17 protein-coding genes are annotated in these 22,192 nt (G+C 65.8%); 4 read left to right on the forward strand and 13 right to left on the reverse strand.

Going from position 1 to position 22,192, the window contains the following annotated elements; all coding sequences use genetic code 11:
- Positions 1-246: 246 nt before the first annotated feature.
- From AC10QF_RS17965 to ligA, 8 genes are all read right to left on the reverse strand, one after another.
- The gene (locus AC10QF_RS17965) at positions 247-753 is read right to left on the reverse strand and encodes an REP-associated tyrosine transposase (RefSeq protein WP_111176132.1); all 507 of its coding nucleotides are present in this window, start codon (positions 751-753) and stop codon (positions 247-249) included.
- Positions 754-945: 192 nt separating this feature from the next.
- Positions 946-3,474 carry a membrane-bound PQQ-dependent dehydrogenase, glucose/quinate/shikimate family gene (locus AC10QF_RS17970; protein ID WP_494542620.1) on the reverse strand — a complete coding sequence of 843 codons (2,529 nt, stop codon included), beginning with the start codon at positions 3,472-3,474 and terminating at the stop codon, positions 946-948.
- Positions 3,475-3,825: 351 nt separating this feature from the next.
- Positions 3,826-6,540, reverse strand: coding sequence for a DNA gyrase subunit A (gene gyrA / locus AC10QF_RS17975; protein WP_494542621.1), 2,715 nt, complete (start codon positions 6,538-6,540; stop codon positions 3,826-3,828).
- A gap of 176 nt (positions 6,541-6,716) precedes the next feature.
- Positions 6,717-7,820 carry an S-methyl-5-thioribose-1-phosphate isomerase gene (gene mtnA, locus AC10QF_RS17980; RefSeq protein WP_494542622.1) on the reverse strand — a complete coding sequence of 368 codons (1,104 nt, stop codon included), beginning with the start codon at positions 7,818-7,820 and terminating at the stop codon, positions 6,717-6,719.
- A 47-nt stretch (positions 7,821-7,867) separates the two neighbouring features.
- Positions 7,868-8,596, reverse strand: a complete 729-nt coding sequence (locus AC10QF_RS17985; protein WP_053497330.1) for a DUF3011 domain-containing protein — start codon at positions 8,594-8,596, stop codon at positions 7,868-7,870.
- Between the two features lie 138 nt (positions 8,597-8,734).
- Complete coding sequence (gene epmA, locus AC10QF_RS17990) at positions 8,735-9,691, reverse strand: EF-P lysine aminoacylase EpmA (RefSeq protein ID WP_494542623.1); 957 nt, start codon at positions 9,689-9,691, stop codon at positions 8,735-8,737.
- Positions 9,688-10,173 carry a GNAT family N-acetyltransferase gene (locus tag AC10QF_RS17995; protein ID WP_069139720.1) on the reverse strand — a complete coding sequence of 162 codons (486 nt, stop codon included), beginning with the start codon at positions 10,171-10,173 and terminating at the stop codon, positions 9,688-9,690. The genes epmA and AC10QF_RS17995 overlap by 4 nt, the downstream gene beginning before the upstream one ends.
- 50 nt (positions 10,174-10,223) lie before the next feature.
- Positions 10,224-12,695 carry an NAD-dependent DNA ligase LigA gene (ligA, locus tag AC10QF_RS18000; protein WP_494542634.1) on the reverse strand — a complete coding sequence of 824 codons (2,472 nt, stop codon included), beginning with the start codon at positions 12,693-12,695 and terminating at the stop codon, positions 10,224-10,226.
- A 259-nt stretch (positions 12,696-12,954) separates the two neighbouring features.
- Here ligA and AC10QF_RS18005 point away from each other — a divergent pair, with 259 nt between their 5' ends.
- Positions 12,955-14,079, forward strand: a complete 1,125-nt coding sequence (locus AC10QF_RS18005) for a pyridoxal phosphate-dependent aminotransferase (protein ID WP_065178621.1) — start codon at positions 12,955-12,957, stop codon at positions 14,077-14,079.
- Between the two features lie 186 nt (positions 14,080-14,265).
- Here AC10QF_RS18005 and zipA read toward each other — a convergent pair whose 3' ends face one another.
- Positions 14,266-15,006, reverse strand: coding sequence for a cell division protein ZipA (gene zipA / locus AC10QF_RS18010; RefSeq protein WP_005417392.1), 741 nt, complete (start codon positions 15,004-15,006; stop codon positions 14,266-14,268).
- Between the two features lie 46 nt (positions 15,007-15,052).
- On the reverse strand, positions 15,053-18,556 hold the full coding sequence (smc, locus tag AC10QF_RS18015; protein ID WP_375366998.1) for a chromosome segregation protein SMC: 3,504 nt from the start codon (positions 18,554-18,556) through the stop codon (positions 15,053-15,055).
- Positions 18,557-18,729: 173 nt separating this feature from the next.
- On the opposite strand from smc, the gene AC10QF_RS18020 reads away from it, so the two are divergent.
- From AC10QF_RS18020 to AC10QF_RS18030, 3 genes are all read left to right on the forward strand, one after another.
- Positions 18,730-19,455 (forward strand): DUF1963 domain-containing protein, encoded by a 726-nt coding sequence (locus AC10QF_RS18020; protein WP_494542624.1) that lies wholly within the window; start codon positions 18,730-18,732, stop codon positions 19,453-19,455.
- 104 nt (positions 19,456-19,559) lie between these two features.
- Positions 19,560-20,147, forward strand: coding sequence for a DUF1963 domain-containing protein (locus AC10QF_RS18025; RefSeq protein WP_494542625.1), 588 nt, complete (start codon positions 19,560-19,562; stop codon positions 20,145-20,147).
- A 9-nt stretch (positions 20,148-20,156) separates the two neighbouring features.
- Entirely contained in the window at positions 20,157-20,591 is a 435-nt protein-coding gene (locus AC10QF_RS18030) for a hypothetical protein (protein WP_494542626.1), read from the forward strand.
- A 130-nt stretch (positions 20,592-20,721) separates the two neighbouring features.
- Here the strand turns inward: AC10QF_RS18030 and rplI are convergent, their stop codons facing one another.
- From rplI to rpsF, 3 genes are all read right to left on the reverse strand, one after another.
- A complete protein-coding gene (gene rplI, locus AC10QF_RS18035; RefSeq protein WP_494542627.1) occupies positions 20,722-21,171 on the reverse strand; it encodes a 50S ribosomal protein L9 in 450 nt (149 codons plus the stop codon).
- Between the two features lie 105 nt (positions 21,172-21,276).
- Positions 21,277-21,507, reverse strand: a complete 231-nt coding sequence (gene rpsR / locus AC10QF_RS18040) for a 30S ribosomal protein S18 (RefSeq protein WP_002804494.1) — start codon at positions 21,505-21,507, stop codon at positions 21,277-21,279.
- Between the two features lie 11 nt (positions 21,508-21,518).
- Positions 21,519-21,956: a 30S ribosomal protein S6 gene (gene rpsF, locus AC10QF_RS18045; RefSeq protein ID WP_006452997.1), complete on the reverse strand. Its 438-nt coding sequence runs from the start codon at positions 21,954-21,956 to the stop codon at positions 21,519-21,521.
- Between the last annotated feature and the right edge of the window lie 236 nt (positions 21,957-22,192).

Here is a 22,192-nt window from a genome sequence, read left to right on the forward strand (position 1 = left end):
CTCGACTAAACGGCGTCAAACGGGCATTTTTATGATGGTTCATCCGGGCTCTTTGGGGACTGGATAGGTGTGGTAACCACCATTTTCCAAAGATGCCCCGGATGAACAACCTACCGAGAGATCACAGTTAGTCGACTAACGCGCGCAGCGTGGGCTCTTTGGCTGTGGTTGAGAAAGGCAGTCGACTCTACCCAGTCGACTCTACCCGGTAGACGCCACCCGGTAGACGCCACCCGGCCGGTGCCATCACCATTCGCGCTCGCCTGCCGGCTCAAGCTCGCTCAACGGCCAGCGGCACCATCCATACGGATGGTCACCGATCTGCGCGGCAAGACCGGCTCGAACGGGATTTGCCAGAATGTAGCAAGCGTGCCTGTGCAGCGATGCATCACTGCGGATTGCATGATCGTAGTAGCCTGCCTGCCAGATTGCACCCCGGCTCCCTCGCCGTCGGTTTATTAAAAAGCTGCTGCGTGCCTTGAAACGCTGCACGCAGTAGCCCAGCGGATGACTTCGAAGTTGAGCCAGCCAGTGAATGTGATCCGGCATGATGATCCAGGCAAGTGATGCAGTCAGGCCTTCCCGATCCATCGATCCGAGGAGCTGCATGGCAAGGTGGGCATTGGCAGGGCAATCGAATACGCGATAGCGATTCCGGCACACCATGGTGATGGTGTAGACATTACCGGCGATGGATCGCCGCCCGGAAAGCAGTTGGGGACTTGGCATGAGTTCGAGAATGCCCGCCCGCATGGATTTCCGGCATCGGTTCACTACCAATGCCAGAATCAGGGATCATCCCGATACAGCGTCCGGGGATGTGGAGTGGACTGGGTAGAGTCGACTGTTAATCGACTGCTCTTCTCTCCCACGCTGGAAAGCCCGCGCTTCGCGCGATAGTCGACTAACAGTCGACTCTACCCAGCCGGTTGTACCCTGTCGGCCCTATCTGGGCAGGGCGAAGGCCATCACGTAATCGCCGTTCGGGGTTTCCATGAAATGGTGGCCGCCGGCCATGATCACCACGAACTGGCGTCCGTCCTGTTCATACACCATCGGCGTAGCCTGCCCGCCCGCGGGCAGCGCCGCGTGCCACAGCTCCTTGCCGGTCTTCAGGTCGATGGCGCGCAGCAGGTCATCGGTGGCGGCCGCGATGAAGATCAGCCCGCTGGCGGTCACCACCGAACCGCCGTTGTTCGGCGTGCCGATCTCGATCGGCAGGCCGGAACGGATGCCGAACGGCCCATTGCCGCGCGCACTGCCAAATGGACGATCCCACAACAGCTTGCCGGTGCGCAGGTCGATGGCACGGATGCCGCCGTAGGGAGGCTGCTTGCACAGCAGACCCGTGAACGGCAACCGCCAGCCAGCGTTGACCTGGATGCCATACGGCGTTCCCAACTGCGGATCGCCGGCCCCCTCGCCACCGCCCCTGTCGGCACGGATCTTCTCGCGCGGCAGCCAGCCCAGGCGGTCGGCTTCGGCACGTGGCACCAGCCGGTTGTAGTTGGGCATATCGTTGTAGTTGGCCACGATCACGCCGCGGCGCGTATCGATGGAAACACTGCCCCAGTCCGAACCGCCGTTGTAGCCGGGGTATTCGATGGAATGGCGATCACTGCTCGGCGGCGTGTAGAAGCCTTCGTAATAGGCCTTGCGGAACTGGATGCGGCAGATCAGCTGGTCGATCGGGGTGATGCCCCACATGTCGCGCTCGGTCAGGTCATGCTCGCGGCGCAGCGTGTGGTACAGCGAGAACAGCTGCGTGGGTGAGCGCTGTTCCGGTTCGACACCGCCGACCGTCACCTTGCGCTCTTCGGCAGCGGTCAGCAGCTGGCCGTTGCGGCGGTCGAGGATGTAGAGATCACCCTGCTTGGTCGGCAGCAGGAGTGCCGGCACCTTGCCTGCCGCCGTCGGGTAATCGATCAGGCTGGCCTGCGAACCCAGGTCGTAGTCCCACACGTCCTTGCGCACGGCCTGGAAATGCCAGGCCGGCTTGCCGGTGGCCACATCGATCGCCACCAGCGACGTCGCATAGCGGTTCTGGTTTTCCGTACGCGAGCCACTCCAGTAGTCGCCCGCAGAATTGCCCAGCGGCAGATAGACCAGCCCCAGCGCCTCATCACCGGTCGCGGTGGTCCACATGTTCGGCGTGCCGCGCGTGTAGGTCTGCCCATGCGGCGGCAGGCCGCTGCGCTCGGGCTGGTCCATGTCCCACGCCCAGCGCAGCTTGCCGGTGATCGCGTCGTAGGCCTGGATCACGCCCGATGGCGCGTCGCGGCGCTGACCATCCAGCACCTGGTGGCCGGTGACGATCACGCCGCGCACGATGGCCGGGGGCGAGGTGATCGACACATAGCCGGGTGGCACCTCACCCATGCCGAGGGTGATGTCGACCTGGCCGTTGTTGCCGAAATTCGCGCAGGGACGGCCGCTATCTGCATCCACTGCAATGATGCGCCCGTCCAGCGTGCCTTCGATGATGCGCGCCCAGCACGCCGGACGACTGCCCGGTGCAGCGCTGCGGCTCACGCTGGGCGGCGGTTCGGGCAACGCCAGATCAGCCGCGGCATCGGCCAGGGTGGCATCGGCCAGGATCGGCGTTGCCGGTTGCTCGTAGTAGCTCACACCACGGCAGGCCGCGGTGTACGGGATCGAGGCGTCCTTCACCTTCGGATCGAAGCGCCACACTTCCTTGCCACTGGCGGCGTCGAGCGCTATCAGGCGGTTACGGGCAGTGCACAGGTACAGACGGTCGCCGATCTTCAGCGGCGTGGTTTCCGCACCCCAGCGCTTCTTCGGCAGGTCACCGGTGCGGAACTGCCAGGCCAGCTGCAACGTGGCCACGTTGGCCGGGGTGATCTGCTGCAGCGGCGAATAGCGGGTGGCGGCATTGCTGCGCCCCCACGCCGGCCAGTCCCCCTCGGCAGGCTGGTCGGCCGGTTGCAGGCCGGTGGTATCCCGCGTGGGTTCCAGTCCGGCGCTGGCCGCGCCTTCCGGGAACGGCTGGTGCCCGTCCACTTCACCATGCGGTGCGAACGCCAACCCGAAGGCAGCGACGAACACCAGCATCAGGACGCCCGCCACGCTGCGCGACAGGCGCTTTGAAACCGGTTCGCGAAGGGTCGGCGCGAGCAGCGCCAGCACGATGCCCAGGGCCGTAACCAGGCCCAGGCGCGGCACCCAGCGCCAGTAGTCGCTGCCCGATTCCCACCAGGTCCACAGGAGTGTGCCGACGAACACCAGCGCGTACAGCAGCGCGCCGCTGCGACGGTTGCCGAACAGCAGGATGCCGCTGGCCAGCAGGCCGAATCCTGCGATGGCGTAGTACGCCGACCCCCCAAGGCTGAGCAGCCATGCGCCGAGACCGCCGATGACCAGGCCGAGCACGACCAGCAACAGCGACAGCACAGCCACCAGCGGATGGCGCGGGGTGCGGACAGGAGCAGGATCGGACTGCGGCGTGGCGGACATCGTCGATCTCCGGGGCAGCATGCGCCCTTATCCCACCGCACATGTGAAGCGCGCGCGTATTTTCTGGGTGGACCTGACGGGGTGAGCGTCGGCTGGGTAGAGTCGACTGTTAGTCGACTATCGCGCGCAGCGCGGGCTTTTCATCGCCGTGCGCAGAGCAGTCGACTAACAGTCGACTCTACCGCAGCAATCGGATGGTCCGCAGCAATCGGATGGTCCGCAGCAATCGGATGGTCCGCAGCGATCAGATAGTCCGCAGCGATCAGAGAATCCACCACGACCGGAAGATCCGCAGAAATGACGACGCCGGCACAGGGCCGGCGTCGTCGGGTACGTCTCATCGCGGCGGGATCACTCCTGCGCGGCGTCCTCGCTGCTGGCCGCAGCCGGGGCGCTGTCGGTCGTGGCCGGGGCGGCGACTGCCACCTCGTCCTCGTCCTCGTCGATCGAGGCATCCATGCGCTCCACCGCCTGCAGCTTCTCGTCCTTGGACAGGCGAATCAGGGTCACGCCCTGGGTGTTGCGGCCGACGCGGCTGATTTCCGAGCCACGCGTACGCACCAGCGTACCGCCGTCGGAGATCAGCAGGACTTCGTCGCGGGAGCCCATCAGCACTGCGGCGACCAGCTTGCCATTGCGCTCGGTGGTCTGGATGCCGATCACGCCCTGCGTGCCACGGCCCTTGCGCGGGTAGTCCGGCAGCGGGGTGCGCTTGCCGTAGCCGTTCTCGGTGGCGGTGAGGATGTACTGCACGCTGGCGTCGTCGGCACTATCGATCACCGCATCACCCGTGGCGGCGGCTTCCTCGACACCGTTGTCGTCCTCGTTCTCGTCCTCGATGCCACCGGCACTTTCGGCCACGATCAGGCTGACCACTTCCTCGCCGGCCGGCATCCTGATACCACGCACGCCGGTTGCGGTACGGCCCATCGAGCGGACTTTGTCCTCGCCGAAGCGCACGGTCTTGCCGTTGGAGGCGAACAGCAGGATGTCGCGCTGGCCGTCGGTCAGGCCGACGCCGACCAGCGCATCGCCCTCATCGAGGTTGATCGCGATCTTGCCGCGGGCCAGACGGAAGGCGAACTCGCCCAGCGGGGTCTTCTTGACCGTACCGTTCTTCGTGGCGAAGAACACGAACTGGCCATCGGCGTACTCGCGCACCGGCAGCACGGCCTGCACGCGTTCGCCCGGTTCCAGCGGAATCCAGTTGATGATCGGACGGCCGCGGGCGTTGGAACCCGCTTCCGGCAGCTGGTAGACCGGCAGCCAGAACACCTTGCCCGAGCTGGTGAAGGTCAGCAGCGTGTCGTGCGTGTTGACCAGCCACAGCTGTTCGATGAAATCCTCTTCCTTGGTCGCCGCCGCACTGCGGCCACGCCCACCGCGGCGCTGTGCGCGGTACACGCTCACCGGCTGCCGCTTCACGTAACCGGCATGCGACACGGTGACCACCACGTCTTCCGGTGCGATCAGGTCGAGGATGTCCAGGTCTTCTTCGCTGTGGCGGATTTCGGTGCGACGTTCGTCGCCGAACTCGGCCTTGACGTTGACCAGCTCCTCGCGGATCACCTGCAGCAGGCGGTCGGGATCTTCCAGGATGTGGATCAGCCCGGCGATCACTTCCAGCAGCTGCTTGTACTCGTCGGTCAGGCGGTCCTGCTCCAGCCCGGTCAGGCGGTGCAGGCGCATTTCCAGGATCTGGGTGGCCTGGATCTCGGTCAGCTGGTAGCCGCCCTCGATCAGGCCCACGCCCTTGGGCAGGTCTTCCGGGCGCGAGGCTTCGGCACCGGCGGCACCCAGCATCGCACCGACCAGGCCCGGCTCCCACACGCGCGCCAGCATGCGCTCGCGTGCTTCGTTCGGGTTCGGCGAGGTCTTGATCAGTTCGATCATCTCGTCGATGTTGGCCAGCGCGACGGTCAGGCCTTCCAGCACATGGGCGCGGGCGCGCGCCTTGCGCAGCTCGAACACGGTGCGGCGGGTGACCACTTCGCGACGGTGGCGGACGAACGCCTCCAGCATCTGCTTCAGATTCATCAACTGCGGGCGGCCGTCGACCAGCGCCACCATGTTGATGCCGAACACCGATTCCATCTGCGTCTGCTGGTACAGGTTGTTCAGCACAACCTCGGCAGATTCGCCGCGCTTGATCTCGATGTAGATGCGCATGCCGTCCTTGTCGGACTCATCGCGCAGCTCGCTGATGCCTTCGATCTTCTTTTCCTTGACCAGCTCGGCGATCTTTTCGATCAGACGCGCCTTGTTCACCTGGTAAGGAATTTCAGTGACGATGATCGATTCGCGGCCATTGTCGGCCACTTCGATATCGGCCTTGGCACGGATACGCACGCGGCCACGGCCGGTGCGGTAGCCAGCGACGATGCCGGCGGTGCCGTTGATGATGCCGGCAGTCGGGAAATCAGGGCCCGGGATGTACTCCATCAGGCCGTCGACGTCGATCTCCGGGTTGTCGATCAGCGCAATGCAGGCGTTGATCGATTCACTCAGGTTGTGCGGCGGGATGTTGGTCGCCATGCCCACCGCGATACCGGCCGAGCCGTTGACCAGCAGGTTCGGGAACCGGGTCGGCATGACCGTCGGCTCCAGTTCCTTTTCGTCGTAGTTGGGCTGGAAGTCGACGGTTTCCTTGTCGATGTCGGCCATCAGCTCGTGCGCGAGGCGCGACATGCGCGCTTCGGTGTATCGCATGGCCGCGGCGGAGTCGCCATCGATGGAGCCGAAGTTACCCTGGCCATCGACCAGCATGTAGCGCAGCGAGAACGGCTGCGCCAGGCGCACCAGCGTGTCGTACACCGACTGGTCGCCATGCGGGTGGTACTTACCGATGACGTCACCGACGATACGCGCCGACTTGAAGTAGGGCTTGTTGCTGTGTGCGTTGAGCTCGTTCATCGCATACAGCACGCGGCGATGCACCGGCTTGAGGCCGTCGCGCGCATCCGGCAGCGCGCGGCCCACGATCACGCTCATGGCGTAATCGAGGTAGCTCTTGCGCATCTCGTCTTCCAGGTTGACCTGGATGATTTCCTTGGCGGTTTCTGCCATTCGGGTTCCGTTGTCTGGTAGCGGTCCAGTCCGGCGCAACCCTCTGCGGGAGGGGGTCGTGCCGGAACCTCGATTCAACCTGTGGATACTACCACAACAGGCCGTTTTCCGCCTCCCTTTACGGGGATTTTACCGGCACAAATCAGGAACTTAGGGTTGCCGGCCAGCGGCCGGCACTACCGGGGGCGGCGGTCGCGCCGCCCCTCCCCTGCGCCTGAGCCGCCGAAGGCGGCGCGCATGTTCTCGGCGGTCGGGTTCAGGATCACCCCGCGCTCGGTCACGATGGCGTCGATCAGCTCGCCCGGGGTGACATCGAACACCGGGTTCCAGGCGGCAATGCCCTCGGCGACGGTGCGGGTGCCGCCCACGCCATACAGCTCACCCGGGTCGCGCTGCTCGATCTCGATCTGGCTGCCGTCCACGGTCTCCATGTCCACGGTCGAGGACGGCGCCACCACCATGAACTTCACGCCGTGGTGGCGCGCGGCAATGGCCAGTTGGTAGGTGCCGATCTTGTTGGCGGTATCACCATTGGCGCAGATGCGGTCTGCGCCCACGATCACCCACTGCACGGCACCGGTCTTCATCAGGTGCGAGGCCGCCGAGTCGGCGATCAGGGTGGCATCGATACCGTCCTGCTGCAGCTCCCACACGGTCAGGCGTGCACCCTGCAGCCACGGCCGGGTCTCGCCGGCGAACACGCGCGCGATGCGGTGCTGGGCCATGCCGGCGCGAATGACGCCCAGCGCGGTACCGAAGCCGGCGGTGGCCAGCGAGCCGGTATTGCAGTGGGTCAGCACACCGCTGCCAGCCTCGATCAGGCCAGCGCCCAGTGCGCCCATGTGGCGGTTGGCCGCCAGGTCTTCCTCTGCGATCGCCTGCGCTTCGGACTCCAGCAACGCCTTCCAGTCGGCGCCGGCAGCGTTCAGGCAACGGCGCATCCGTGCCAGCGCCCAGGCCAGATTGACCGCAGTAGGGCGCGATGCGTTCAGGCGCTGCAGTGCTGGCTCCAGCTGCTGCAACGCGTGCGCACCGTCTGCGGCCTGCACCTCGCGCGCGGCCAGCACCACGCCCCAGGCGGCGGCAATGCCGATCGCCGGCGCGCCACGCACGGTCAGTGCGTGGATGGCGCTGGCAACCTCGTCACTGTCATGGCAGACCACGTGCTCGACCACGAACGGCAGCTTGCGCTGGTCCAGCAGTTGCAAGGCATCGCCGGTCCACAGGATCGGGCGGATGTGGTCGTAACGGGCGTAGTCGATGTCGGAGGCAGTGTTCATGGGCCCATTGTAGGGCCACGCCCCGCGTGGTTGGAGCCTGCCCCGGCTCAATTCACCGAGAATTCGGCGCGGCAGCCGCCATCCACCCAGATCCCGTTGCGGTTCCAGCCCCAGGTGCTGCCTTCCTCGCAGGGCGTGCTGGACAGCTGCTCGGAGACCACAGCACCCACCGAGATGCTCGCGCCGCAGAAGCGGCGCTTCTTCGACTTCGATTCGCAGGTCAGGCGGCGCGGCACATCGACGAAGCGGCCATCCTCGTCGGCCACCTCGAAATCGCCCTGGCAGCCACGGCTGGTCCAGACTTCATTGCGCTTGTAGCCCCATCCCTGGCCTTCCCGGCACGGCAGCACCGACAACTGGCGAAGCAGGCGCACCGGCGCGCCATCCAGGCGTACCGGGCAACTCTGCGGACGGCCATTGGATTCGCAGCGCACCACGCGGCGCACCAGGCGCTTGCCTTCCGTTGCCGCAGGTGCCACACCCTGCGCACGGCGCGCCCGGAATTCGGCGCGGCAGCCAAGGGTGACCCACACGCCGCTGCGGTCGGTGCCCCACTCGCTGCCGCGGATGCAGCTGTTGCTCGAGAGCTGGCGCACCAGATCGACGCCGTTGGCCACGTCGATGTCGCAGTGCACCCAGCCCATGTCGCGGGACTCGCAGGTCACCACTTCATCGTCGTAGCCCACCTGCTGGGCCGACGCCGGCGACGGCAGCCAGGCACCCCAGAGCGCAATGGAGTACATCGGTGCAGCGACAACCGCAAACCACTTGACCAAAGCCTTCCCCAGCAGGAATGGATGAACTGCATGCCAGTGTCCGGCATTGGCCGTGATAAGAGCATCATCCTGCTTACCGACGCAAGCGCACAGAGCCCGCGTTTCGTTCAGCCTGCGATGTTCAGCAACACGCGGGCGTCACGCGTGGGCAAAGTCGTAGGCCAGCACATCGGCAATGCGTGGCGTGCGGTTCATCGCCATCAGCAGGCGATCGACACCCACCGCCACGCCGGCACAGGCCGGCAACGCTGGCAACGCCGCCAGCAGCGCCTCATCCAGTGGCGGCTGCACCTGCCCGCGTTCGTGGCGGCGCTGCTGGTCGCGCCGGAAGCGGGCGCGCTGCTCGTCGGCGTCGTTCAGTTCGTGATAGCCGTTGGCCAGCTCCACTGCACCCAGGTAGAGCTCGAAACGCTCGGCCAGCGGCGGCGTGCCGGCGCGGATGCGTGCCAGCGCGGCCTGGCTGGCTGGCCAGTCATGCACCACGGTCATGACCGCGTCATCGAAATGCGGCTGGATACGATGGGTCATCAACAGGTCGAGCCAGTCATCACGGGTCAATCCGACCGGGTCAATGTGCACCTCGCCCAACGCGGCACGCAGCGTGGACTCATCCGCCTCGAACGGATCCACGCCAAGGTGCTGCTGGAACAGCTCGCGGTAACTCAGCACGCGCAGGGTCGCACGTCGTCCGACCAGGGCCAGCGCCTGTCCAATCAGCTCGGCGGTCTCCTGTACCAGCCGATGGTGGTCCCAACCGACCCGATACCATTCCAGCATGGTGAATTCCGGGTTGTGGCGGCCGCCGGCCTCACCGTTGCGGAATACCCGACCCAGCTCGTAGCAGTCGCCCACACCGGCCGCCAGCAGGCGCTTGAGCGGATACTCCGGCGAAGTGCGCAGCCAGCGACGACGGCCACCGGCATCGACATGGCCGGTGAAATCGGTGTGGAAGCTGTCGATGTTCGGCTCGGTGTTGCCTGCCACCGACAGGATCGGCGTTTCCACCTCCAGCACATCGCGCTCGGCGAAGAAGCGGCGCACCAGCGCATTGAGCTCGGCACGCTGCTGCAGCGCGCGCAGCAGGGCCTCGCTCACAGGATGCCCTCCGGGCGCGGATGGTCGAGCGGCAGGGTCAGCAGATCGCGCGTATCGTCGATGTAGCCGCTGGCCAGGTACAGGCGGCGCGCCAGTTCGTTGTGGCGGTTCACTTCCAGGCGAAGGCGACTGACGCCACGACCGCGCGCGCGCTGTTCGCAGATGGCCAGCGCCTGCTTGCCGCGGCCACGACCGCGCGCACGATGGCTCAGGTACAGCTCGTCCAGCAGCATGAAGTGGCCGCCCTGCTCCAGGCTGAAGCCCATCGCGATCACCGCGTAGCCGACTACCTCGCCCGCCTCGTCCATCCACAACAGCACTTCGCCATTGCGCGGATCGGCCAGCAGCGCGTCCACGCCGCGACGCACGCGCGCGTCATCGAAGTCGATCCTGTCTTCGGCGTAGAACTCGCGCATCAGCGCGATCAACAGCTCCTCGTCGGCACGGGTGGCCAGGCGGAAATCCAGCGGGGCGGTCTGCATCGGTGTTCCTTTGTGTTTCATGCCGGGCGCGGGGACACCCGGCGGGATCGTCACTCGTGTTCGGCCAGATAGGCCAGCAGGCGGTCTTCGTCCCACACCGGCACGCCCAGCGACTGCGCCTTGTCCAGCTTGGAACCCGCTTCGGTACCGGCGACCACGAAGCTGGTCTTCTTCGAGACGCTGCCGGAGACCTTTGCACCGAGGGCCTCCAGGCGCTCCTTGGCGGCATCGCGGGTGAGCTGGGCCAGGGTGCCGGTCAGCACCACGGTCTGCCCATCCAGCGGGCCGGCCACGATCTCGGCCAGCGCCGGTGCCTTGGCCAGGATCTGCTGCATCGCCTTCTCGGCTGCCAGCAGCATCGCGCCATGGCCCTCGCTGTCCAGCCACTGGGCCAGGCCACGCGCGGTGTCGTCCGGCAATCCTGCGTTGACGAACTGCCCATGCTCGGCGTCGAGCACCGCCTGGGCACCGGGCAACGCGGCCACCAGTTTCTCCGCGCGCAGGCGGGTGATGCCGGGAATCTCTGATTCGACCAACAGCTGCGCCAGGTCCAGCCCCTCGCGCAGCCTGGCGCTGGGCGCGTGCACATCGCTGATGCGGACCTGGCCGACCTGCAGCAGGTCATCGATGGCCTGCTGGTTGCCCTGCTGTTCGAAGAAGTGGCCGAGCGACCGCGCCACTTCGCCACCGATGTCCGGCACGCGCTTGAACAATGGCCACGGCAGGTGGCGGATCAGTTCCAGGTCACCGAACCACTGCGCCAGCGCCTTGGCCGTGCTTTCGCCCACGTGCTCGATGCCCAGCGCGAACAGCAGCCGTTCCAGCGTGGCGGCACGACTGGCGTCGATGGCCGCGATCAGGTTGTCGGCCCACTTGGTCGCGATCTTCTTCGTGTTCCATTCGAAGCGGGCCGGCTGCGCCAGCGCCTGCGCGCGCCAGCCCGGATCGTTGCCGTCCAGCCTGAGCACCGCATTGAGCACCGCGCCACTGCCTTCAGCCGGCAGGTGCAGCTTCATTGCGGCGGCCAGCGCCGAGGGATCTTCAGCGTCCAGCACCAGCTTCAGGTGCAGCAGCTGGTCACGACTGAGCCGGTACAGGTCGGCCACGCTCTTGACGATGCCAGCGTCGACCAGGGTTTCAATGTACTTGTCGCCCAGGCCGTCGATGTCCATCGCGCGGCGCGAAGCGAAATGGGCAATGGCTTCCTTGCGCTGCGCCGGGCAGGACAGTTCACCCGAACAGCGCCATGCGGCGGCACCTTCCTCGCGCACGATTTCCGAGCCGCACACGGGGCAGCGCGTCGGCATCTGCCAGGGCGAGGTGTCCTGCGGGCGTCGGTCGAGGATGACGCTGACCACTTCCGGGATCACGTCGCCGGCACGGCGCACGATCACGCTGTCACCGACACGCACATCGAGACGCGCGATCTGATCGGCATTGTGCAAGGTGGCATTGGATACGATCACGCCGGCCACAGCCACCGGCGCCAGCCGCGCGACCGGCGTCGCGGCACCGGTGCGGCCGATCTGGATCTCGATCGCCTCCACCGTGGTGCTCTGTTCCTGTGCCGGGAACTTGTGCGCGATGGCCCAGCGCGGCGCGCGCGAAACGAACCCCATCGCCTGCTGGCCGGCACGGTCATCCAGCTTGTAGACCACGCCATCGATGTCGAACGGCAGGCTGTCGCGACGCTCGCCGATGTCACGGTAGTAGCCGAGCAGGCCGTCGGTGCCTTCCACCACCTTGCACAACTCGCTGACCGGAAAGCCCCAGGCACCGAGCTGCGCCAGCGTGCCCGAATGGGTATCGGGCAGCTCGCCGCCCTGCACTTCACCGGTACCGTAGGCAAAGAAGCTCAACCTGCGCTGCGCACTGATCTTCGGGTCGAGCTGGCGCAGCGACCCGGCCGCCGCATTGCGCGGGTTGGCCAGCACCTTGCCGCCGTGCAGGCGCGCACGTTCGTTGTATGCCTCGAAATCGGCACGCGCCATGTAGACTTCGCCGCGCACCTCCAGCACGTCCGGCCAGTCCTTGCCGTGCAGCCGCTTGGGAACATCGCCGATCTCGCGCAGGTTGGCGGTCACGTCCTCGCCGGTGCTGCCATCGCCGCGGGTCGCGCCGAGCACGAAATGACCATCCTCATAGCGCAGGCTGATCGCCAGGCCGTCCATCTTCGGCTCGGCCGAAAACTGCAGGCTGCGGCGGCCCAGGCGTTCATCGATGCGGCGCACGAAATCCGCCACTTCCTCATCGCTGAAGGCGTTGGACAGCGACAACATCGGCACCGCATGGCGGACTTCGGGGAAACGGCCGGAGGGACGCGCGCCGACCTGCTGGGTCGGACTGTCGGCCCGGGCCAGTTCCGGATGTTCGCGCTCCAGTGCTTCCAGCTCGCGCACCATCCGGTCGTAGTCGATGTCGGGGATCTCCGGGGCGTCCAGCTCATGGTAGGCGCGGTTGGCCTGGGCGATCTGCCGGCGGAGATCTTCGGCGCGTTCGGCGGGGCTGGAGCTCATCGGAATCCGGTGGTTCTGGGATGGCCGGGGATTCTACCGCGCCCGGCCGTCAGGCCCTGTAATGCCCCCCCTTCGCAGCGCCGAGCCATGCTCGACGGGCGCCCCCCCCTGCCCTGGTGGATGCCAACCATCTCCCCGCCCCGGCAGGTGCCCAACCTTGGTTGGCACACCTGCAGCCGACCATGGCTCGGCACTACAAAAAGCGGGCTTGCCGCCCACCGCAACCAGCGCTAGCGTGCGAAGGCTACTCCTCGGAATCCCACCCGTGACCCTGCCTGCTTCCCGTAGACGCTTCCTGCAATTGGCCGGTGCCGGCCTCGCCGTCGCTGGCAGCGGACTGCCGCGGCTTGGCCAGGCCCAACCTGCGGCCGCCGTCGCCCCGGCCCCTGCCGAAGGCGTGGTACTGCTGAACTTCAACGAGTGCCCCTACGGCCCCTCGCCGGCGGCCCAGCAGGCCGCGCGCGACAGTATCGCCAGTTGCGGCCGCTACCGCTTCGCCCTGGCCGCACAGGTGCGCGATGCCTTCATCGAGCAGGCACGTATTCCGGCCGACCACGTGCGCCTCTATCCCGGCTCAAGCGAGCCGTTGAACCGCGCCGCCACGGTGTGGACCGGGCCGCAGGCGGGATTGGTGGTGGCCGACCCGACCTTCGAGACCCTGGGCGAGGTCGCCGCTGCTCGCGGCGCCCATGTGCAGAAGGTGCCGCTGCGCGACGACGGCGCGCATGACCTGCGTGCGATGGTCGCCGCCGCGCAAGCGCGCCCGACCGGGCTGGTGTATGTGTGCAATCCGAACAACCCGACCGGTTCGATCAGCCCACCGGATGAGCTCGCCTGGCTGCTGGCCCACAAGCCCGCATCGACCCGCGTGCTGGTCGACGAGGCCTACCTGCAGTACAGCGAGCAGCCGAGCCTGATCGCGCAGGTAGCGCAGCGTGATGACCTGATCGTGCTGCGCACGTTCTCCAAGCTGTACGGCATGGCCGGCCTGCGCCTGGGCGTGGCGGCCGCACATCCCGACCGCCTGCGCGAACTGGCCAGCCTGGGCGACAACCCACTGCCCGTGCCAGCACTGGCCGCAGCACTGGCCAGCCTGCAGGATCCCCAGTTGATCGCGCAGCGGCGCCTGCAGAATGCCCAGGTGCGGCAGGCCACCATTGCGTGGCTGGGCAAGCGTGGTTTCAGCTGCGTCCCGTCGGAAGCGAACTGCTTCGTGGTGGATGTGCAGCGCGACGGTGCCGCCTTTGCCAAGGCGATGGCAGACAACGGCGTGATCATTGGCCGCAGCTGGCCGATCTGGCCACAGCGCGTGCGCGTGACCGTCGGCACCGAAGACGAGATGGCCGCATTCCGCCGTGCGTTCGCCAAGGTGGCCGGCGTACCGGCCTGACCCTGTTGGTGGGGGCGAACTTGGTTCGCCCCATCCACGCATGGAGTGGATCTGCTGTTGTGGATGCCGACCATTGGTCGGGGTGGGTGCCGACCGTTGGTCGGGGTGGATGCCGACCGTTGGTCGGGGTGGGTGCCGACCGTTGGTCGGGGTGGGTGCCGACCGTTGGTCGGCACGCCATGGCGCTCACCAGCGCGGGGTCTTGGTCAGCGGCGGTGCCTGGTGCTGGCGGTCGTAGGCACGCAGCTCGTCGCGGATGTGCGCGATGCGCTGGCGGCCCAGGGCATTGCGGCTGTCATCCAGCACCACGCCATCGAGCAGCTCGGCCATGCGCTGCACGGTCGGCAGCATCTTCTCCCAGGCATCAAGCGCGGTCAGCGGCGCCGGCAGGGTCAGGAAGAAGGCGATGGCCGGGGTTTCCATGGCACGGATGTTGGCCATGTCGAAGCTGCCCGGCTTCATGATGCTGGCCATCGAGAAGATCGGGCCGCGCTCGGGGTGGCCTTCCACCAGGCGGTGGAACACGTTCATGTGGCCGAATACCAAGCCAGTCTTCTCCGCCGCCACCACGATGTCTTCGCCGCGCAGCTGCTCGCCGGCACGGGCGGCCACGAACAGCGAGACGATCTTGTCGAAATCCTGGGTGGTGCGCTTGCCGAGGTCGTTGGCCGCGCCCGGATCGGTGTCGGCCAGGCCAAGTTCGGCCTGCTCGCCTTCGCCGCGCATGCCCGGTTCGACGCGGCCCTCGGCCACCACGACGCCGTCCTCGCCCAGGACCGGTTCGCGGCGCTCGCCACTGGCCGGTTCCGCGTTCTCCACGCGACGGCCCTGGGGCTTCTTCTTCGGACGGCCAAACAGGAAGATCGCGGCGATCAACAGCAGGCCGGCGGCCAGGATGCCGATGCGCAACAGTGCCGTGTCGGACATTCGATAGGTTCTCCGGCTAATTCATTCAGGTAACTAGGATGGCACGTCAGGCCGCGCCCGCCAATCGCGCCGCTTCTTCCAGGTCCACACTGACCAGGCGGCTGACGCCCGGCTCACGCATGGTCACGCCCGACAGCTGGTGCGCGGCCTCCATCGTCGCCTTGTTGTGGCTGACGAACAGGAACTGCACCTTCTCGCTCATTTCCTTGACCATGTTGGCCAGGCGGCCGACGTTGGCTTCGTCCAGCGGCGCGTCCACCTCGTCCAGCAGGCAGAACGGGGCGGGATTCAACTGGAAGATGGCGAACACCAGCGCCACCGCGGTCATCGCTTTCTCGCCGCCGGACAGCAGCGAGATGCTGGACACGCGCTTGCCCGGCGGGCGCGCCATGATGGTCACGCCCGTGTCGAGCAGGTCTTCACCGGTCAGTTCCAGGTAGGCGTGGCCGCCACCGAACAGGCGCGGATACAGGGCCTGGACGCCGGCGTTGACGCGGTCGAAGGTGTCCTTGAAGCGCCCGCGGGTCTCGCGATCGATCTTGCGGATGGCATCCTCAAGTGTTTCCAGCGCCGTGGTCAGGTCGGCGTGCTGCGAATCCAGGTAGTCCGAACGCTGCGAAGCCTCGCCGTACTCGTGGATGGCGGCCAGGTTGACCGGCTCCAGCCGGCGCATGCGTGCGTCGATCTGGTGCACGGCCTGCTCCCAGTCGCCCAGGCGGGCGTCCTCGGGTAGTGCATTGAGCACGTCCTGCAGCACGAAGCCGGCCTTTTCCACCGCCGCCTGCAGGGTGTCGGCGCTGAGCACCAAGGCCTGCTGGTCGAGCTTGCGCTGCGAAATGCGCTCGCGCTGGGCCAACGCCTGCTCGTCGCGCTGGTGGCGGGTCTGCTCGTAGTTGCGCAGCTCGGCGTCGATGCCGTCCAGCAGCGTTCGCGCCTCGGTCAGCACACGGTCGGCCCGCACGCGCTCTTCCAGCGCGTTCTGGTGTTCGGCCTGCAGCGATTCGACCGGCGAATCCCCTTCGTCCAGCTGCGAGTGCAGCTCGCCCAGCCGCGCGTCCAGCTGCCCGCGCTGGGTGCCCATGCGTTCCAGCGCCTGGCTCAACGAGTCCAGCTGCGCGCGCTGCGATTCCAGGGTCAAGGCCAGCGAATGCGCGCGCTCGCGTACCGCGCGGGCGGCATCGCGGGCCAGGTCACGGGCCTCGGTCAACTGCCGACGTTCGCCCTCCAGCCGCTGCCGGGTCGATTCCAGGTCGCCCATGCTGCTGACCGCACTCTCCAGCCGCGAGCGCGCTTCACGCGCCTGCTCGTTGTTGGCTTCCAGCGTTTCCTGCAACTGCTTCAGCTCGCCCTCGATGCGGTCGATGCGGGTGCGTGCCGCTTCCACCTTGCCCTGCTGGCCCTGCAGCTGGCCGGCCAGCTCGGACACCGCGCGGTGGGCCTGGTAGAGCGCGCGCTGCGCGTCCTCGCGCTGCTGCTCGGCTGCCTGCAGCTGCTCACGGAAACCGCTCAGCTGCTCTTCCAGCTCGGCCTCGCGGTCCTGCAGCTGCTCGATCTGCTCACGCAGTTCGTTGATCTCACGCTCGCGCAGCAGCGCACCCTGCTCGGCGGCACCGGAGCGCGACACGCGCAGCCAGCCCTGGCCCAGCCGCTCGCCGCCCTGGGTGATGATCGAATCGCCTTCCGGCAGGCTGGCCTGCAGGGCCTTCGCCTCGGACAGGTCCTTCGCACCATGCAGGTGCGCCAGTAGCCGACGGATCGCCGCCGGGCCGCGCACGCGTGCCGCCAGCGAGGTCGGCGCCACCTTCAGTTCAGCAGCATCGTCGGCGACCAGCGCAATGTGGCCTTCGCCAAGTTCGCCCAGCGCGCCGACCAGGCTGGCCGGGTCATCGACCAGCACGCCTTCGATCAGCTGGCCCAGCGCACTTTCCACCGCGTTCTCCCAGCCGGCATCCACGTCCAGGCGTTCGCCGACGCGCGCCGCCGAATCCAGCCCGCGCGCCTTCAGCCAGGCCACGGCTGCACCCTGCTCCTGGCCCAGCGCGGCCTGCTGCAGGGTTTCCAGCGAGGCCAGGCGACCGCGCAGGCCGTTGGCCTGCTTGCGCAGTTCAGCCAGTTCGTTCTGGCCATTGCGCTGCTGTTCCTGCACTGCCGTCACGCCCTGCTTGCGCAGCTCGACGTCTTCACTCAATTCATCCAGTGCGGCCTTCTGCGTGTCGTGCTGCAGGTGCAGCTGCTCGAAGGCTTCTTCCAGCGCGTCCACGTCCAGGCCTGCGCGTTCGGCGGCCAGGGCCTCGCGACGCCGGTCGGCGTCGAGGATCTGCTTGTCCAGGTAGTCCACGCGCGTGCGCTCGACATCGCCGGCGCGCGAGGCTTCCGAACTCTGCGAGGTGTGCTGTTCCCAGCGCTGCTGCCAGCTGGCCAGCCGCTCTTCAGCCTCACGCAGGCTTTCCTGCTTGATCTCGTTTTCTTCCTGCAGTGCTTCCAGCTGCGGAGTGGCGGCCTCCACCGCCTCGCGCAGCACCCTCAGTTTGGCCTCGTCGCCGCTGATGTGCTGGCCCAGTTCAGCCAGCGCCTGCTGGGTTTCATCGCGCGCCTTGTGCAGGCGCTGCGACAGCTCGCGCTGGTGCTGGATCTGCTGTTCCAGGCGCGCCAGCGTACTGCCGACCTGGTAGACCGCAGCCTGCGCGGTGTTCAGCGCGTCGGCGGCCTCTTCGCGCCGCGCGCGCGAGGTCTCGATGCGCGCCTCGGCATCACGCTGGTCGGCGATCAGCTGCTGCAGCCTCGTCTCTTCCTGCGACAGGCCTTCGCGCAGCTTCGACAGGCGCCCGTCGAGGCCGCGGAATTCCAGCGCCTTCCACTCGGCATCCTTGACCCGGCGCTCTTCCTGCAGGGCCTGGTACTGCTCGGCCTGCTTGGCCTGGCGCTTGAGGTGCTCCAGCTGCTTGCTGATCTCGTCGCGCAGGTCGCCCAGCCGGTCCAGGTTCTCGCGGGTGTGGCGGATGCGGGTCTCGGTCTCCTTGCGGCGCTCCTTGTACTTGGAGATGCCGGCTGCCTCTTCCAGGTACACACGCAGGTCTTCCGGGCGCGCCTCGATGATCTGGCTGATCATGCCCTGCTCGATGATCGAGTAGCTGCGCGGGCCCAGGCCGGTGCCGAGGAACAGGTCGGTGATGTCGCGGCGGCGGCACTTGGTGCCGTTGAGGTAGTAGTTGCTGGTACCGTCGCGGCTGACCGTGCGCTTGACCGAGATTTCGTTGAACGCGGCGTACTCGCCGGAGATCGTGTGGTCGGAGTTGTCGAAGATCAGCTCGACCGTGGCCTGCGACACCGGCTTGCGGGCGTTGGAACCGGAGAAGATCACGTCGGTCAGCGAGTCGCCGCGCAGGCGGCTGGCCGAACTCTCGCCCATGACCCAGCGCACGGCGTCGATGATGTTCGACTTGCCGCAGCCATTGGGGCCCACCACGCCGGTCATGTTGGTCGGCAGGTGCAGGGTGGTCGGATCGACGAACGACTTGAAGCCGGACAGCTTGATCGTGGAAAGACGCATGGCGTGATTGGGTTCCAACAGGCGCCCAGAGGGCGTCCGTATTGTGGATGTCAGGTCAGCCAGCACCTCAAGCCATTGATTTCAAAAGAATTCAATGAAGCCAAGGGTGACACAATGGAATGAGTATAACGGCGCGAATGTTCCACGGGCGGGATGACCGGCTCGGAGCGCGCTTGAAATGGGTCCAGATGTCGCTTTGCGCCTGGGGCGACGGATTTCCAAGCCACCGATCAAATCGCAAGTCATTGATATTTATTGATTTTTGGACCGATTCACAGCCCTGCACATCAGAAGCCGTGCAGGATGGGGGGATGCATCGACCGCTTTTATTTACCCCCGCCGACGACGCGATGACCGCTCCCGTGCTCGGCGGGACCGCTTGGCTGGATGCCCTTACCCCTTGGCCAACCAGCATCCATGGACACGCACTGCTTCACCTGGCCAGTTTTCCAGCCGCATTCATTCGAAGCCACGTCGCCGGACTGTACATCGCGCCTGGGCTGAGCATTTCGGTCTTCACGCCTTACGTCACCTCGGGCGAGGATAGATTCGAAGAAGCCATGAGCCATGGTGGCCGCGTAATTGCTCACTGGCCCTGGCATGAACCGACGGTCTCCCCCTGTGTGCCAATTGGACCACGCCGCATTTGCGCCGGGACGGCAATGGATGAGCGCGGAGCACTTCAGGGAACTTCGCAAATTGGAGGACGGCCTTGCTGGCAGCAGGATGACGAATCAGAGGGCCAGGCATTCATCCTTCAGTTCGATGAATTCGATCTTGATAGGGCAGCACCGACGCATCGAGGAATCCTGGTCGGCGGAATGGGCTATCTGTTGCTTGATCGCAACATTCCTTCACCTTCGATGGACTGCGGTCGATTCGTCGTCCAAACCACTTGAGAGACAGGCCAAGTCAGCTACCCAACCTCGGCAGGCTATGACTCATCAGGCTGAAGTAGATCAGGTAATCACTGGCTCGACCCTCAATACCGTAGGACTCATCCATGTATGGAGAACTTGTATTCGAAAGCTATGGCCAAGCTCTGGGCTGCGCTTTCCTGGGAGGTGCTCCGTACCTGCCTGCCGATACCCCCTGGCCGCGCGACGCAAATGGAAAGCCAATGCTCCATCTTGCGAGCCTGCCTGCCGCTTTCATTCAAACGCATGCCCCGAAGGTCGCCATCAAAACGCATCTCTGCGTGTCGATCTTCACGCCTTATGACGTTCTTGATGATGCCTACATCGAAACCGCTCTACTGACCGGCGGACGTGTCATCGCTTACGCGCCCCACGAACCCGGCGCAGACAGCGCAGCGCCCCCTTTTGACCCACGCCTGATCACCACTGCCACAGCCTCCATCCCGGATGACGTTGAGAACGGAATCGCCAAGATTGGCGGAATTCCCGCTTGGCTTCAGGACGATTGCACTGATGGACGGGAATTCATCCTCCAGATCAACGCTTCCCGATTGAACCGGGCAGCACCGACGCATCGAGGAATCCTGGTCGGCGGAATGGGTTATCTGTTGCTTGATCGCAACATTCCCTCACCTTCGATGGACTGCGGTCGATTCGTCATCCAGACCACTTGAGAGCTGCCCATGCAGATACAGATCAGCGGCCAGTATGGCGATCCGCCGTCAGGCGCCCTTTTTGCCCCGCTCCAGAGACAACTGAACATCTGCTTCGAGCGTCATATGAAGGGGAACTATCTTCGATCCATCACCAAATTCGGAATCGTTCTTCGGGTCTCCGGGACGATCTGGACATTCGAACCAGATGGACCAGACCGCTTGATGCTGTTTCTCAAAAGGCAGCTGCTGACCATGGATATGGTCTACGCCTGCCAGCCTTGGAAAACCATCGACAGGAACGCCCTCGTACCTGTTGTATCAGCAGACATGGCGACCTGTATCGACATGATGATCGAACGCGCACGTCGTGCAGGAGAACTTCTGCAAGCCGATCAACTACGGATGGACGTTGCCAATGCGCTTGCAGATTTCGAGCGCTACTTCCTGGGTGAGGCTGTCTAGCAAGCAGTGGTGCAGCACGGAGGGCAAGTCGAGCATGGCTCGACTCTACATACCCGGCGATCGCCCAAAACAAAACGGGCACCCTTGCGGGCGCCCGTTCTGCGGTGATGTCAGGCCTTGCGGCGTGGGATCAGGCTTCGGCGACGACGACGACCTTGACGGTGGTCTCGACGTCGGCGTGCAGGTGGATCAGCACGTCGTATTCGCCGATGTTGCGGAAGGCGCCTTCACCCAGGATGACTTCGCTCTTCTCCAGCGGCAGGCCGGCGGCAGTGAAGGCTTCGGCGATGTCGCGCGGGCCGACCGAGCCGTACAGCTTGCCTTCGGTCGAAGCGTTGGCGGCGATGGTCACGCTCGCGCCTTCCAGCTTGGCCTTGCGGGCTTCAGCTTCTGCGTGGATGGCCTGGGCCTTGGCTTCGTACTCGGCGCGCTTGGCTTCGAACTCGGCCTTGTTGCTCTCGGTGGCCGGCACGGCCTTGCCCTGCGGCACGAGGAAGTTGCGGCCGTAGCCCGGCTTCACGTCGACCAGGTCGCCCAGGTTGCCGAGGTTGGTGACTTTCTGCAGGAGGATCAGCTGCATGGTATTGCTCCAGATGAGTTATTCGTTAGCGAGGCGATGCCCCGCAACAAAGGCTGTCCGAATAGCTGGCACAGCGGGGGCGGCACCGGGCCGCCCCGCCGGGCATCAGACGTCGTGGTTGTCGGTGTACGGGATCAGGGCCAGGAAGCGAGCGCGCTTGACGGCGGTCGCCAGCTGGCGCTGGTACTTCGACTTGGTACCGGTGACGCGGCTCGGCACGATCTTGCCGTTCTCGGTCAGGTACTGGCGCAGGGTGTTGAGATCCTTGTAGTCGATCTCCTTCACACCTTCAGCCGTGAACTTGCAGAACTTGCGGCGACGGAAGAACTTGGACATGGGAAGGCTCCTTAGGCGGCGGAAGCGGCGTCGTCGCCGGCTTCGTTGTCAGCGGTGGTGGTGGACTCGCCTTCTTCGTCGTCACGACGACGGCGCTCACCGCGCTCCGGCTTGTCACCCTTCTCGTCCTTGCTCTTCATGATCAGCGACTGCTCGGTGTCAGCCTCGTCACGCTTGATGACCAGGTTGCGCAGCACGGCGTCGTTGAAGCGGAAGCTCTCGGTCAGTTCGTTCAGAACGGCCTGGTCGGCTTCGATGTTCATCAGCACGTAGTGGGCCTTCACCAGGTTCTGGATCGGGTACGCCAGCTGGCGGCGGCCCCAGTCTTCCAGGCGGTGGATGGTGCCGTTGCCGTTCTCGACCAGCGACTTGTAGCGCTCGATCATGGCCGGGACCTGCTCGCTCTGGTCCGGGTGGACCATGAACACGATTTCGTAATGACGACTCATGTTTTTTTCTACCTTTCGGATGTGGCCTTGCGGCCGGACAGCCCCCCGCCGTTGAGACCGCGGTGGGGCAAGGATTCCCGCCAGGAAGGCAGGAAGCCGCGCATTATGGCGCAGATGGGGATGACGGGCAACCGGGGGCACCCGACCTTCTGAACCGGGGTGCCCTGCCCCGGTGCCGATCAAGGTCGGCACCCACCAGGCGGGTAGCGCCGGGCCATGTCCGGCGGGCGCCAAAG

This window comes from Stenotrophomonas maltophilia complex sp. Om-AH-Sm3, assembly GCF_059337855.1.